Origin of the sequence: Providencia sp. PROV269, from assembly GCF_028477785.1 — a bacterium.
GTDB classification, from domain to species: domain Bacteria; phylum Pseudomonadota; class Gammaproteobacteria; order Enterobacterales; family Enterobacteriaceae; genus Providencia; species Providencia rettgeri.
The window spans coordinates 146478-160424 of sequence record NZ_JAMPLV010000002.1 but is presented as its reverse complement, the minus strand read 5'-3'; the positions used below and the strand labels follow the sequence as shown (position 1 = coordinate 160424).

General features: G+C 37.2%; 14 protein-coding genes and 4 tRNA genes. 1 reads left to right on the top strand and 17 read right to left on the bottom strand.

Annotated elements, in window-relative coordinates; all coding sequences use genetic code 11:
* Positions 1 to 2: 2 nt before the first annotated feature.
* The 3 genes from PR683_RS02015 to PR683_RS02005 form a co-directional block, all read right to left on the bottom strand.
* Positions 3 to 1208 (bottom strand): nicotinamide mononucleotide deamidase-related protein YfaY, encoded by a 1206-nt coding sequence (locus PR683_RS02015; protein WP_272581646.1) that lies wholly within the window; start codon positions 1206 to 1208, stop codon positions 3 to 5.
* A 797-nt stretch (positions 1209 to 2005) separates the two neighbouring features.
* On the bottom strand, positions 2006 to 3205 hold the full coding sequence (gene fabV / locus PR683_RS02010) for an enoyl-ACP reductase FabV (RefSeq protein WP_109911334.1): 1200 nt from the start codon (positions 3203 to 3205) through the stop codon (positions 2006 to 2008).
* 125 nt (positions 3206 to 3330) lie between these two features.
* Positions 3331 to 3645, bottom strand: coding sequence for a DUF1090 family protein (locus tag PR683_RS02005; protein WP_115167415.1), 315 nt, complete (start codon positions 3643 to 3645; stop codon positions 3331 to 3333).
* 168 nt (positions 3646 to 3813) lie between these two features.
* On the opposite strand from PR683_RS02005, the gene PR683_RS02000 reads away from it, so the two are divergent.
* Positions 3814 to 4374, top strand: a complete 561-nt coding sequence (locus PR683_RS02000; RefSeq protein ID WP_109911213.1) for an SMI1/KNR4 family protein — start codon at positions 3814 to 3816, stop codon at positions 4372 to 4374.
* 26 nt (positions 4375 to 4400) lie between these two features.
* On the opposite strand, the gene PR683_RS01995 is transcribed toward PR683_RS02000, so the two are convergent.
* The 14 genes from PR683_RS01995 to PR683_RS01930 all read right to left on the bottom strand — a co-directional run bounded on the left by PR683_RS01995 (position 4401) and on the right by PR683_RS01930 (position 13941).
* On the bottom strand, positions 4401 to 4961 hold the full coding sequence (locus PR683_RS01995) for a hypothetical protein (RefSeq protein ID WP_117162027.1): 561 nt from the start codon (positions 4959 to 4961) through the stop codon (positions 4401 to 4403).
* Positions 4962 to 5085: 124 nt separating this feature from the next.
* Complete coding sequence (locus PR683_RS01990) at positions 5086 to 5238, bottom strand: MbeCy (RefSeq protein WP_272581645.1); 153 nt, start codon at positions 5236 to 5238, stop codon at positions 5086 to 5088.
* Positions 5239 to 5510: 272 nt separating this feature from the next.
* Positions 5511 to 5597, bottom strand: a tRNA-Leu gene (locus PR683_RS01985).
* A 126-nt stretch (positions 5598 to 5723) separates the two neighbouring features.
* Positions 5724 to 5810 (bottom strand) — tRNA-Leu (locus PR683_RS01980).
* A gap of 7 nt (positions 5811 to 5817) precedes the next feature.
* A tRNA-Cys gene (locus PR683_RS01975) sits at positions 5818 to 5891 on the bottom strand.
* A 23-nt stretch (positions 5892 to 5914) separates the two neighbouring features.
* Positions 5915 to 5990: transfer RNA gene (locus PR683_RS01970), tRNA-Gly, on the bottom strand.
* Between the two features lie 166 nt (positions 5991 to 6156).
* Entirely contained in the window at positions 6157 to 6705 is a 549-nt protein-coding gene (pgsA, locus tag PR683_RS01965) for a CDP-diacylglycerol--glycerol-3-phosphate 3-phosphatidyltransferase (RefSeq protein WP_004263394.1), read from the bottom strand.
* Between the two features lie 57 nt (positions 6706 to 6762).
* Positions 6763 to 8595 (bottom strand): excinuclease ABC subunit UvrC, encoded by a 1833-nt coding sequence (gene uvrC, locus PR683_RS01960; RefSeq protein ID WP_164528928.1) that lies wholly within the window; start codon positions 8593 to 8595, stop codon positions 6763 to 6765.
* Positions 8562 to 9248, bottom strand: a complete 687-nt coding sequence (locus tag PR683_RS01955; RefSeq protein ID WP_196719699.1) for a LuxR C-terminal-related transcriptional regulator — start codon at positions 9246 to 9248, stop codon at positions 8562 to 8564. Before PR683_RS01955 ends, uvrC begins: the two co-directional genes overlap by 34 nt.
* Before the next feature lie 196 nt (positions 9249 to 9444).
* Complete coding sequence (gene pepT, locus PR683_RS01950) at positions 9445 to 10677, bottom strand: peptidase T (RefSeq protein WP_272581644.1); 1233 nt, start codon at positions 10675 to 10677, stop codon at positions 9445 to 9447.
* Between the two features lie 67 nt (positions 10678 to 10744).
* Entirely contained in the window at positions 10745 to 12298 is a 1554-nt protein-coding gene (locus PR683_RS01945) for an AbgT family transporter (RefSeq protein WP_109911208.1), read from the bottom strand.
* Positions 12299 to 12593: 295 nt separating this feature from the next.
* Positions 12594 to 13001: a phosphate-starvation-inducible protein PsiE gene (gene psiE, locus PR683_RS01940; protein ID WP_371021253.1), complete on the bottom strand. Its 408-nt coding sequence runs from the start codon at positions 12999 to 13001 to the stop codon at positions 12594 to 12596.
* Positions 13002 to 13184: 183 nt separating this feature from the next.
* Complete coding sequence (locus PR683_RS01935) at positions 13185 to 13598, bottom strand: GFA family protein (RefSeq protein WP_109911206.1); 414 nt, start codon at positions 13596 to 13598, stop codon at positions 13185 to 13187.
* 73 nt (positions 13599 to 13671) lie between these two features.
* Complete coding sequence (locus PR683_RS01930; protein ID WP_109911205.1) at positions 13672 to 13941, bottom strand: hypothetical protein; 270 nt, start codon at positions 13939 to 13941, stop codon at positions 13672 to 13674.
* Positions 13942 to 13947: the final 6 nt, after the last annotated feature.

Sequence of the window (13947 nt, the reverse complement as noted above, 5' to 3'; positions counted from 1 at the left end):
CACTAACTCTCTAAGATAAGTGTTTCTGTTTGTACTAACCATTCATAATAGCCAATAACCTCACGACCATTTAACCAGCGAGACAGCATATCTAGTACTAACATTACACTGACTTCTTGCTTTTCTTTCTGCGAATGATTATTTGGTAAATAGTGAATTCTTTGCACATAACACTTATCTGGGGTTGATAATGCAACGTTTAGATACTGCTCCTGATATTCACCAATCACTAAACCAATAGATAAGGGGTGGTTAATCGTTATATTCTGAGCTCTTTGCGCTAGAGTTTCTAATGTTTGCTCCACATCAAGTGGTAAAATTTGACTGTCAGAAATAACGATTCCTGCTGAATCCAATGTCCAATTTAATAACCCAGCACTATATTGTTCACTAGCTATTACGTTTAATTTCTTTTCTTTTAATAACTTACCAATTTTTTGTGCTAAACTTTCAGTACCTTCAAATATCAGATTATCCCCTACTCCTTGCTTCACGAGTTGCCAATCTCTCTCCATCAATTCTTTTTGTGATGCAGGCCCCGTCAGTTTTAATTCAATAATAGGCATTGAGGAGCGGTAGCCTAAAACACAATTTTCAGGTAAAGGTAAGCTATCAAATTGCTTCGCAAGACTACTTTCACTACGACCAAAACTGGTTAGACGTAAACAAATTGGTGGCTCTGGCAATGTAAACCGTTCACGTAACCTCGGCAAAATTTGCTCATTCACCATAACTTTAAACTCTGAAGGAACCCCCGGTGTAAAAAAAATTAGACAATCATTCAAAACTAATGAAAAGCCACAAGCTGTTCCGACTGGGTTATCAATTAATTCCGCATTGGCAGGAAGTAGCGCTTGCTTACGATTTGTCTCAGGCATAACTCGCCCTCTGGCAATAAAATAGCGCTCCATAACCTCAATCCACTGTGAATGCTCAACTAATGGAACTCCCGCAGCTTTAGCCGCTGCCAAAGCACTTAAGTCATCACTTGTTGGCCCAAGCCCACCATTAACAATCAGAACATCTGCAGATAAACTACGTTCAAGGAAAGTAGCGACTAAACTATCTAAATCATCACCAACAGTTGTTCGGCTACTCAAAGGGAGACCTTGTTGAAAAAAACAGTCTGCTAACCAAGCGGCATTTGTATCAATTATTTGTCCGTGTAAAACCTCATCGCCAGTACTCAACATTTCAACAACTAACATCCATAACTCCCTTATTATGCAAATTACATTAACTTGCTAAATTACCTTATTATTAAGCTGACTAACATTAATATTTATTCAGCAAAACTGCTCTTCAAAAGTCACCTATAATCTATTAGAAACAAATAGTTTAGGATAACTATCACAATATGTGAGTCATAAAAAGGCTATAGTTTTATATGCAATTGAATCCATTATTTTTTATCGTAATAATAGAGGCTACATTTTCAAGCTAAAACTAATTAAGTCTATCGCACTACTTTCTTTATTTTTATTTCCGGATGTCAACTTGGGGGCTCTACAAATTCCAATTCAAACTCAGATTCAAAATTTGGGGAATTAAATGAGTTAAAAACGATAGAGTTTCCTTCCACAGAAACACCTAAAGATCTTGCTGAAGGCGCATTTGAAACTGAGTACGATAATGGCCAGCCAAAATTCAAAACTTGGGTATCTAAAGGATGTCTGGATAAATACATCAAAACCTACTATGAGAATGGCCGTATCGATATCGAATTAACCGCGCTATAAGGCACCATTTAAAATCTACCATAACACTCCAAGTAAAAACCAAGCATTACTGGTACTTTTAAAAATGGAGAACTTGTTGGCACAGTAACTGAATTTGATGAAAATGGAGCGATTATTTCTAAAACACTGATCCGTGATGGTGAGGCCATCGTAGTAGAATAATTTAATGAACAAAATAAAGCAGAAGCATATGATTTACAAGATAGCTAAAAAAGAAACCCGCAATTAGCGGGTTTCTAAGATATTAACAATCAAGGACAAAGCGACTAAATCAGCTCTTTTACTTCAAAATTCACTTCACCGCTAAGGTCAGCATCATAATCAACACCGTTTAGACCGAAGCCAAACAAACGGAGAAACTCAGCTTTATAACCTTGGTAATCTGTTAGCTCATTGATGTTATTATCATTCAACTGCTGCCAAATTTCACGACATGTATTTTGAACATCATCACGCAATTCCCAATCATCTAAACGTAGACGATGCTTTTCATCGGTATCTGGCACTGCGTCATTGAATAATTTAGTGGCAAATAAGCGTTGAATTTGTTCAATACAACCTTCATGGATCCCTTTCTCTTTCATGATTTTAAAGACAATAGAGATATATAAAGGCATTACAGGAATTGCAGAAGAGGCTTGTGTTACGACAGATTTTAATACAGCAACATACGCTGCCCCACCCTTAGCTTGCAATTTTTGGTTAATTGCATGAGCCGCACGGTCTAAATCTTCTTTTGCTTTACCTAATGTACCATGCCAATAAATTGGCCATGTTAAATCTGTACCAATATAAGAATAAGCCACAGATTGTGCATTATCAGCTAAAACACCTGCTTCATCTAATGCATTCATCCACAGTTCCCAATCTTGGCCGCCCATGACTTTTACTGTATCTGCAATTTCTTGTTCATTTGCGGGCTCAACAACGGCTTCAATTAGCACATCTTTGTTGGTATCCAGAGCAACAGATTTGTACGGTTCGCCAATAGGTTTCAAGGCCGAACGTACGATTTCACCTGTTTCAGGCATTTTACGCACAGGTGAGGCCAGTGAATAAACTACTAAATCAATTTGGCCTAAATCTTGTTTAATTAAATCAATAACGGTTTGACGGCATTCATCAGAAAAAGCATCACCATTAATGCTTTTCGCATACAAGCCTTCTTCTTTCGCTGCTTTGTCAAAACCTGCAGAATTGTACCAGCCCGCAGAGCCTGTTTTACCTTCACTGCCTGGCTTTTCAAAAAATACACCGATGGTAGCCGCACCGCTGCCAAATGCAGCATTGATACGAGAGGCCAGGCCATAACCGGTAGATGCACCAATAACTAAAACTTTCTTAGGGCCATTTTTCAGTTCACCACGTGATTTCACGTAGGCAATTTGCTCACGCACATTGGCTTCACAGCCTGCCGGATGAGCTGTAGTGCAGATAAAACCACGAATTTTAGGTTTGATAATCATAGTCATTTTTTCTTGGTAGCTAACAATCAGGGTCTAATATACCTGATATTATCCATTTACTTAAGACAGAGTGAAAATAAATAGGGAGAACAGACCAGTTTATGGCTTATTTTCTCATTAATTATCTATTTTAAATCGTTAAGCGCTTCAATAACACGACGTAATGAATCTAATTCCCGCTCAAGGCTAGTTTCTTTTCCTCTAGAATAATGGTCATATATTCTAGTAGCGCCAGAGTGGCTATCATAACACTTATTACTAATTTTATGGATTTTCTTCCTGATTTTGGACACTTTGTTTTTATTACCATGGTATGAAGCGTGACGCAGTTGCTGCTCTAAACTCATGAGCGTTTTTCCGCAATCATAGTATTTTGAGCCTGCTTGCGAAGAAAATGGGATAAATAGCGCCAAGAGAGCGACTAATAACGTTTTTCTCATGATAATTTCCTGATATAACTCATAAAATAATTTCTACTAGTCCAACATTTATGAGTATTTTCATCTACGAGATTTATCTTAGTTAAATAATCATCGCACTTATGTATAAAATATTGAAAGATAGGTGTTCTTGAAACATACACTGTTGAGATGAAGGAATTTATAATCATGTCCCCAGATCAATTCCATGACCGCATGTGGGAAATACTGCAAGATATTAACAAAAATGAATTTCATGCTGTTGCAGCTAAACCTCCTACGGATAAAGCAATTGCCAATTTAGCTACATCCACAGGAATAGCATTACCCAAAGATTTTTTAGCCTTTTCGCAAAAAACTAATGCACTTTGCATCATGGCCCGAGAAGAATTATGGCCTGAAGCTAAATTATTCGATGTTGGCCCAGCGTGGACATTTCATCGAGGTTTAGTCATTTTAGGAATCGAAGCAGAAGATCTTCCTGAATGGGCTAATATACAAAATGCCTATGAAAGTTTAGTTGAACTTTATGAGCTAACCGATGTTTTGCCACTATTAAAAATCATGGGTGACGGTAACCATTATTGGGGCGTAAAACAGGATGGAACTTTTGTTGAAGTTTTCGATGGTGAAGCCACCACTCTCGAATGCAGCTTTATCGACACTTATGCGACAGAAATTAAAGAACTCATCCAGCGGCAAAAAGATATGTGCGAGCTGATAACTAAACGAAATAAAAAACAACATTAGCGTGTGTCAAATAACTTGATAGCCGCTTATTGCGGTTTAGTTGGTATTAAATTATGGATAACCATAACTGAGTAAACAATATCTTTTTTATCGTGAATTTTGCGAAAATGGGCATTACTAACAATACCAACCATAATCTGCATGCCATTTTTTTCATAAACTCGCTTAAATGGCGTTGTTTCGTCATCAGATATTTTATCTAAGAAATAAATATCCCGTTTATAACGCTCGATTGTTTGCTTTGGCAAACCATATGCTTCAAACATTTTCTGGTTAATCGCATCATACTCGGCCAAAATGACTGATTGGTCGCGGCTATCTTTTCCTTGAGAAGAAACTAACATTAATGTATTTTTTTCCCGAGAAAACATCAATAAAAACAGTTTATTTGCTATTTGAGGAGAGTTTTCTGATGAACATAAAGCACCTCCCTCTTCAAATTCAGTGCATTGTAATCCTTTTAAATTCAATTTTTTTATATCAACGGGGGTTTGCCCCCATTTGAACCCATAGGGGGCATCCAATTTTTTCGTTGTACAACCAGAAGCAAACACCAGTATTAACGTAAACAAAATCCCTTTATTCATCACTTCTCAAATTCCAATTAAGTCATCTAATTTGATACTACCAAAAACGAATAATTAATCAAAAATTAACTTTTCTATCATTACATTAAATGACTCAATTGATTTCTGCGTAGTTAAGGCCATCTTATTCTTCTTTACTCTCCTGCTTTTTAGCCTTTGCCATAGCAATTTCTTTCAGCCAATCCGCTAATAAAGGTTTTGTTTTTACTGTGTCTAGTAGTGCTCGTTCGTGTTTCGTTAATCGTACAACAACAACTTCAGTTTTCATGTTAGACATAGCTCGATCCTCTTCAAGAATCAAAATAGTGCCACAAAACATCAACAGAACGGTCTGACTTACGGTTTTTTACACGAATTACGCGTTAGCTGACACAACAAAGCAACTTTTGCGCTCTTATAAAAATAATTCATTGAATATAAAGAAGAAATATAACTAACAAACCGATATTAGTTGAGTAGATACAACGAATTTAAAGAGGATTAGATACAAAAAAACCACCTATAGGTGGTTAATTGTTAATTTCAAATCATCACTGATTGAAATTGAGATGGTGCCCAGGGCGGGACTTGAACCCGCACAGCCTAAAGGCCGAGGGATTTTAAATCCCTTGTGTCTACCGATTTCACCACCTGGGCCAAATTGTCTTTCTCACAAACTTGGATAAATTATTAATTTACCCAACTAACCATATATTCAATAACGATGCATAGTGGTTAGCTAACTTAAAATAAAACACTTAATGGTGTTTAATTACTTTAAGATGGTGCCCAGGGCGGGACTTGAACCCGCACAGCCTAAAGGCCGAGGGATTTTAAATCCCTTGTGTCTACCGATTTCACCACCTGGGCTAAATTTTGGAGGCGCGTCCCGGAGTCGAACCGAGCTACACGGATTTGCAATCCGGTGCATAACCGCTTTGCTAACGCGCCTTATCCGAATTTCTTTCGAAATTTGGAGCGGGAAACGAGACTCGAACTCGCGACCCCGACCTTGGCAAGGTCGTGCTCTACCAACTGAGCTATTCCCGCATAAAGCTTCACTTTTCAGCTTATGCTTTTCAAACTGGCTGATTTACTTATTTATTTTCGTAAACCATGTTGCCGTTCGATGCGTTGCATTCTACTGATTTCACCTATCGAGTCAATACAATTATTGAAATAATTGGATCGTTCGCTGTTTTTTCAATCATTTCGATCACGCTTCGCTCAAATCGCCCCATGCAGCCTTTAAATATTGGAACATTGACCAAAATGTTAAGATAGCAGCCACATACATAAGTGCAATTGAAAGGTTTTCAATTAATGGTGTTGGGCGCCACAATAAACCGACTAATGACATCATTTGAGCTGTTGTTTTAAATTTCCCGATCCAAGAAACAGCCACACTGCTACGTTTACCTATCTCTGCCATCCATTCACGTAAAGATGAAATAATGATTTCACGTGCAATCATAGTTGCCGCAGGTAAAGTCACATACCAAACATCATAACTTTCTGTGACTAACACTAACGCCGTTGCAACCATGACTTTATCAGCAACTGGATCTAAAAAAGCACCAAACTTTGTGGTTTGCTTCCACAATCTGGCTAAAAAACCATCAAACCAATCAGTTACCGCTGCGATAACAAAAATAAGCGCACATGCAAACGGCCCCCAAGTAACAGGGAGATAAAAGGCTAATACAAAAAACGGTATTAGGATGACGCGAAATAATGTCAACCACGTTGGTATGTTTAATTTCATCACGCTCACTAACTTTTTGACCAAGTTGGATATTATGAATATGTTGCCCTAAGACACTCACTGTTTCAATGCATTATAAATCTTTTCTGCAAGGGCGTATGAGATCGAGGGCACTTTTGCGATTTCTTCTATACTTGCATTACGTAAAGGCTGTAATCCGCCCATATATTTTAGCAACATCTGCCGACGTTTTGGCCCAACCCCTTCAATAGATTCTAATGCGCTAGTACTTTTGACCTTTGCTCGTCGTTGTCGATGCCCTGTAATCGCATGATTATGCGACTCATCTCGGATATGCTGGATCACATGCAACGCCGGAGAATCTGGTGGTAATGAAAAACCTTCACCTTCAGGTTTTAAAAATAACGTTTCAAGCCCCGCTTTACGGTCGCTTCCCTTAGCTACACCAATTAGCAATGGGTGTTTTTTATCCCAATCGACCTCAAGTGAATTAAATACATCCCTTGCCTGCCCTAGTTGGCCTTTACCACCATCAATAAAGATGATGTCAGGCACTTTGCTTTCATCAATATGTTTACCATAACGACGCGTTAAGACTTGATGCATCGCCGCATAATCATCCCCCGGAGTGATCCCTGTAATATTATAGCGCCGATACTCTGATTTAACTGGCCCTGATTTATCAAATACAACGCAAGAGGCGACGGTTTGCTCCCCCATCGTATGTGAAATATCAAAGCACTCCATGCGGTTAATATTTTCTAAATTAACGACTTTTGCTAGTGCTGCCATGCGTTGTTGTACCGTCGAGTGTTGCGCTAATTTTGTAGAAAGCGCAATTGATGCATTCGTTCTCGCTAATTTTAAGTAACGAGCCCTCACACCACGCGGCTGGCTTTGAATATTAATTTTACGTCCGGCTATCTCAGAAAGAGACTCCGCTAATAATTCTTTTTCTGTTAATGCAAAATCTAATAATATTTCACCCGGTAGCGTTCTATTTTCGCTGCCTTGTAAATAAAACTGACCTAAGAAGGTTTGCACCACTTCCTCAAGCTGAGTATCTGCTGGAATTTTAGGAAAATAGCTACGGCTGCCAAGGACTTTCCCTTGACGAATAAAAAGTACATGCACGCAAGCAAGGCCAGACTCAAAAGAAACGCCAATAACGTCTAGGTCATCGCTGTCCCCAGATACATACTGCTCTTCCGTAACAGCCCTTACCGCTTGAATTTGATCTCTAAAACGTGCGGCATCTTCAAAGCGTAGTTCTAAACTTGCCTTTTCCATACGCTCAACGAGACCCGCCAAAACTTGTTTATCTTTTCCGGTTAAAAATAAACGGACATATTCAACTTGTTGATTATAGTCTTCATCGGAAACCAAGCCTTTAACACAAGGACCTAAGCAACGGCCAATTTGATATTGCAGACAAGGCCTTGAGCGATTTCGATACATGCTATCTTCACATTGACGTATCGGAAATAACTTCTGCATTAACGCCAGTGTTTCTCTCACCGCATAAGAACTGGGAAAAGGGCCAAAGTACTCACCTTTCGCATGTTTCGCCCCTCGATGCATCGAAATTCTAGGATGTTTTTCACTGCTCAAAAATAGGTAAGGATAAGATTTATCATCACGCAGCAATACGTTATAACGTGGTTGATACAACTTAATATAGTTGTGTTCAAGTAATAGTGCTTCTGTTTCAGTATGAGTCACCGTCACATCAATAGAGGCGATTTGCTTAACCAACTGCTCTGTTTTACGACTTCCCACATTTTCACGAAAATAACTGGATAAGCGTTTTTTAAGATCCTTTGCTTTCCCTACATATATGACCGTTTCCCCAGCGTCATACATACGGTATACACCAGGTTGATTAGTGACTGTTTTTAAGAAAGCTTTCGGCTCGAACTGTTCTGACACTCGGATAAACCCTGTTTTGCTGTAATTAAACCATAACTGATGGCTATATGAGTTAATTCTACATCACTACAGATATTAAGTTTACTAAACATTCGATATCGATAGGTATTTACTGTTTTAGGGCTTAAGGAAAGCGACTCTGCCACCCGTTTGATAGGTATCCCTTGAGTAATCATTAACATGATTTCCAATTCACGCCCTGATAATAAATCATATATATCTTGTTGATTGCTATAGATTAACCGCTGGAGAGCAAGGTCTTGCGCGATATCCGGAGAGATAATTCGCCGTTTAACACTCACAATCTGGATAGCTTCAATGAGCTCTTCTTCTGTCACATTGATACTTAATAAACCAAAAATACCGATATCTAGTGCTTTTAAAAAAAATGACGGATTATTTCTGACATTGTATATAATGATCCCAACATCCGGTTGAGTTCTGCGCAGTGTCTGGACTGTTTTTAGTGAATCATAACGGAAGCTATCACTACTGATTAAAATCATATTTGCTTTCTGGCATCTATTCCATGTAATCGCATGTTCCACAGCTGGAAAAGAAGCAACAACCTTATAGCGTATATGACGTGAAAAAACTGCCTCAAAACCACGAATTGCAATATTATTATCGTCAATTATTATAATATTAATCAATTAATTCCCCTATTGGATTTTAAAATTAATTGTGAAAATAATAAATGAATAAATAAAAAAGTCATATACACTTTTTAATTTATCTTTGTTTTATTAAAAATAATATTAAATTATAATTTAGGTGAATGACTCATGGAAATTAATAATTAAAGACCACCTTATTAAGTGGTCTTATTATTAAGAGTTAACTGATGCGTTATTTTTTTCCAACTAAACGACAAATAGTTTCTGATACTAGGTAGCTTTTCTCAAAAGAACTGATTGGTAAAAATTCAAAGCATGAGTGGAAATTAAGTGCGCCAGTAAAATAATTTGGGGTTAAGACGCCTCTTGCTGATAAAGCTGAACCATCCGTACCACCACGCATCGGGATCACTTTAGGCTCAACCTTTTGAATTTTCAATGCATCGAAAATTAAATCAATCACTGTACGATCATCACCTAACGAGTCACTAATATTGCTATACACATCTACAATGCTGCATTCAATTTTTGCTCTTGGATGACGTGCTTTTATTAATTCAATAGCTTGTTCTATAAAACGTTTTCGAGCTGCAAAACTATGGCGGTCAAAATCACGGATCGCCATTTTAATTTTAGCATTATCAGGGTTTGCGATTAAATCTGTGACATAAAAATAGCCTTCGCGATGTTCTGTGTGCTCTGGGGTATCAAAACGGTCAAAACAGCCAATAAAATCATGCGCAACCCGAATAGGGTTCAATAATACATTCTTAGCTGACATGGGATGTGCGGTAATACCTTTAATTGAAACTTCGATAGAAGCTGCATTAAACGTTTCATACACAACCTCACCAAGCGCACAGCAGTCAATAGTATAAGCAAAATCAACATTAAAGCGGGTTAAATCCATAATTTTAGAACCGCGTAGACCAATTTCTTCATCAGGTACAAACGCAACGTAGATATCCCCACAATCAAAATCGGCATATTGCAGTTTATGCATTAATTCCATAACAACCGTTACAGCGGCTTTATTATCAGCACCCAGTACGCTGGTTCCATCACTAAAAATAATATCTTCACCAATATAAGGTGCAGCTTCAGGGTGCTCGGCAGTCTTAAACCAAATGTTTTCTTTTTCATTTAAACATAAATCCTGGCCTTCATACCTCAAAGTTTGAGGCTTAATGATGGGAGATAACCCAACATCGACAGTATCTAAATGAGTCACAAAACCTATTTTTGGCGCTGAAGGCTTATTTCCTGGACGCATTGCATATAAGATGGCATGGTCATCAATATAAACATTTTTCAGACCATAGTTTTCAAGCTCTTGAGCTAATAATTTTGCTAGTTCACGTTGCCCTTCTGTACTTGGAACAACTATGCTTGCTGCGTCACTTTGGCTTTCAATAGCGAGATAGCGGTAAAAACGCTGCTCTAATTGTTTACCTAATTCGTTCATTTCATATTCCTTGCATTGACTATATTTACCCTATCTACTTACTTAATAGATAAGGTATTGGCCCTACTTACTGTGCAGGATGCCATGTGTAACCGCTGTCGAAACCAATTGGGATATCAAAAGCCCAGAACAAATATAATGTTGAAGTCAAAATAATTAATAACCCAACAGTAAACGGGATCATCATTGAGCACAATGTTCCTATTCCTGCATTTTTATAGTATTTTTGACAATACATCAGGATTAACGGATAAAACGGAAACATCGGTGTGCTCACGTTCATTGCTGAGTCACTGACACGAAATGCCGCTTGTGTTAACTCAGGTGAAATTCCCACTGCCATTAGCATCGGTACCAATACTGGCGCCATGATTGCCCATTTTGATGTCGCTGAAGTAATCATGATATTTAAAATAGCGGTTAATAGAATGACGCCAAAAACAGTCATTCCAGATGGCATATCAAGTGTACGTAATAACTCAGCTCCTGAAAGTGCTAATAATGTGCCTAAATTAGAATGTTGAAATGAATATAAAAATTGGGCAGCAAAAAAAGCAAAAACAATAAATGGGATAAGTGACTTAGTAATATTTTCCATTGCCTTAACAACATCTTTTGTTGACGTAAAAGATTTCGTCATATAACCATAAACAATGCCTGGCAAAGCAAAGAAAATAAACAGTAAAGGCACAACGATTTGCATAATAGGTGCTTTAGGGCTAGTTAAGCTGCCATCAGGCCCGCGTAATGGAGAATTCTCTGGCCATAACAATGCAAATAATCCGATACCTAACGCAATTAGCACTAAACCTGAAATACGAAAAGCACGATTCTCAGTGGCCGTAATTTTACCTAAATCTTTTTCAGAATCAGTATCCACTTCGTTTGAATTGATCGGACAATTTTTATTTAACCATGGTTCAACAATCTTTTCAGTGATAAACCAACACGTGAAAATAACCCCAAATGTACCACCCAAACTAAAAAAATAGTTACATAAAACATTTACGCTATAACCTGGCGCTAGCATTTGTGCGGCATCTTGCGTAAAACTTTGCATTATTGGGTCAATAATTGACGGCGTATAACTTGCAGTAAATCCCCCCGCTAAACCTGCAAATGCAGCAGCAATCCCAGCTAATGGATGACGACCACTCGCATAAAACATCATCGCTGCCACTGGCATTAAAATCACATAGGCAGAGTCTGAAGCAATATGAGAAACAATCCCGACAAACACCACGGTAGGCGTTAACATTCTAGGAGAAATAAACGACAACATTTTTTTCAATGCAGTATTAATAAAACCACTGCTTTCAGCAATACCAATACCTAACGTTGCCACTATCGTTATACCGAGAGGAGGGAAATTAATGAAGTTTTTAACTGCCGCAGTAATAAATAATATTATTTCCTCATACTGAAACATATTAACTATAGCAATTTTTTCTTTTGAAATAGGATGGTAATAACTAAAATCTACGAAAGAAAGTAGATAAGATAAAAACCAACATATAATCAGGGCATAAACAAACAGCATAGTCACATCAGGCATAACATTACCAATGCGCTCAACACGGTTTAAGAACCCTTTTTTCTTGGGAAGTGTTTTAGTTGTCATATTTACAAGCTACTTATGTTATTAGAATAGAAACTTTATAACAGTAAATAACCTATATATAAAAGTAAAATACTTTTGTGATTAGTTTTAACAGGATAAACCAGTTGCAAATTAAAACATTAGAATTATTTATATTAATTTTATATTTCAAATATGCTATATCTTAAATTTTATAAACTTATAGGTTTAGATGTAGAATATATCACTTAAGTGTTTGGCTTCGTGGTTACGCATACAAAAAAAGGAATAATAATTACACCTTTTTTTGTATGCAAGTAAATTACACTAATGTATGTTATTCACGCTTTAATTTTTCAGTATTTGCAATATAAAGTGCTACAACAAGAACCAAAATCGCCCCTGCATGTAACAGAGTTGTCATTGGGTCACTATGGTCAACAATAATTAAGCGAATAATTGCGGTAATACCTATATATATAAAATACCTTAGTGGAAAGTGATAGCCCGACATAAAATACTTTATTATCAAAGCAATAAACTCAAAATACAGAAAATAAATGACAATACCTTCTAGTAACTCATAAGCCGTTGCTCCTTTTGAGCTACCAAACATTAATGAAGCCATTGTCACTGTTTCTTTAGCTAAGAAGAATACAAGTACAGCAGCGAGTGCTATCAAGCCTATATTTAATATCCATTGCAGTACCCACGCGATATTACTCGCATGACGCATTCCTTTCATACTGTTCATTTTTTATCCCTCTGAACAACTTCTAAGTCTATTTATTACCTTAATTGTAAAACAAATTTAAGTCGTTCGCATGACAAATAAGAACTTAATTTAACCAATAAAATCAAAAAATACAGTCTGAATAGCTACTGCCGAATTGCCTATTTCTTGCTATTAATACTATAACTAGAAACTTTAGTCAGATGATGGGGACATCATTTCCATAATATCCTTCTCTGTCAACATAGGTGTTTTTTCTACAAAGTTATAATACTTAGGCTTGCTATCGATGTAAATTTGCATACTCATTTGCGCATCTTGGCTCTCTTTAAATAAAGCGGCTGATGCATAATATGTTGAAGGTGAAAGTAAATGATAAAAAAGGTGTGAACCACAATTTTTACAAAATGCACGTTCTCCCCATTGAGATGACGCAAAAATTGTCACAGCTTCTTGCCCCTCAATTATTAAATCGTTACCACAATCAACACTAAAACCTGGGCCGCCATTCCATTTTTGGCACATTCCGCAATGGCATACACTGACATGACTAATATCTTTTGTAGTTGTGATTTTTACAGAACCACACAAACATTGGCCTTGATGCATAGAATCCCCTTTATTTTGATCGTAGATTTATAATCTCAATATGAACATGTCCGCAGAAAAGTTAAGTGATGATTTACCTTTCATCTATTCTGAATTGTCGCCCGCTAAAACGTTTATCGTTAACAATACTGCGCAGCTGTGAACTATCAAATTCTTTCGTTTCCCGTTCAAATTCAATATCTGCATCATTTCCATCTGTGTTTTGTAGTACATATTCATACGTCACTTTATTATGCATTGCAATTTCTGTTAATACCGTATTACTCGTAGCTTGGGCAGCTATTGAAAAACCAGTCAAAATAACAACCATAATAAATATACGAGCCAGTAATGTTTTTTTCATCATCAT

Excerpts from the sequence above, each read along its gene's own strand:
- PR683_RS02015 (WP_272581646.1), bottom strand. The coding sequence starts at position 1,208 with ATGTTAGTTGTTGAAATGTTGAGTACTGGCGATGAGGTTTTACACGGA.
- fabV (WP_109911334.1), bottom strand. The coding sequence starts at position 3,205 with ATGATTATCAAACCTAAAATTCGTGGTTTTATCTGCACTACAGCTCAT.
- PR683_RS02005 (WP_115167415.1), bottom strand. The coding sequence starts at position 3,645 with ATGAGAAAAACGTTATTAGTCGCTCTCTTGGCGCTATTTATCCCATTT.
- PR683_RS02000 (WP_109911213.1), top strand. The coding sequence starts at position 3,814 with ATGTCCCCAGATCAATTCCATGACCGCATGTGGGAAATACTGCAAGAT.
- PR683_RS01995 (WP_117162027.1), bottom strand. The coding sequence starts at position 4,961 with ATGAATAAAGGGATTTTGTTTACGTTAATACTGGTGTTTGCTTCTGGT.
- PR683_RS01990 (WP_272581645.1), bottom strand. The coding sequence starts at position 5,238 with ATGTCTAACATGAAAACTGAAGTTGTTGTTGTACGATTAACGAAACAC.
- pgsA (WP_004263394.1), bottom strand. The coding sequence starts at position 6,705 with ATGAAATTAAACATACCAACGTGGTTGACATTATTTCGCGTCATCCTA.
- pepT (WP_272581644.1), bottom strand. The coding sequence starts at position 10,677 with ATGAACGAATTAGGTAAACAATTAGAGCAGCGTTTTTACCGCTATCTC.
- PR683_RS01945 (WP_109911208.1), bottom strand. The coding sequence starts at position 12,298 with ATGACAACTAAAACACTTCCCAAGAAAAAAGGGTTCTTAAACCGTGTT.
- psiE (WP_371021253.1), bottom strand. The coding sequence starts at position 13,001 with ATGAAAGGAATGCGTCATGCGAGTAATATCGCGTGGGTACTGCAATGG.
- PR683_RS01935 (WP_109911206.1), bottom strand. The coding sequence starts at position 13,598 with ATGCATCAAGGCCAATGTTTGTGTGGTTCTGTAAAAATCACAACTACA.
- PR683_RS01930 (WP_109911205.1), bottom strand. The coding sequence starts at position 13,941 with ATGAAAAAAACATTACTGGCTCGTATATTTATTATGGTTGTTATTTTG.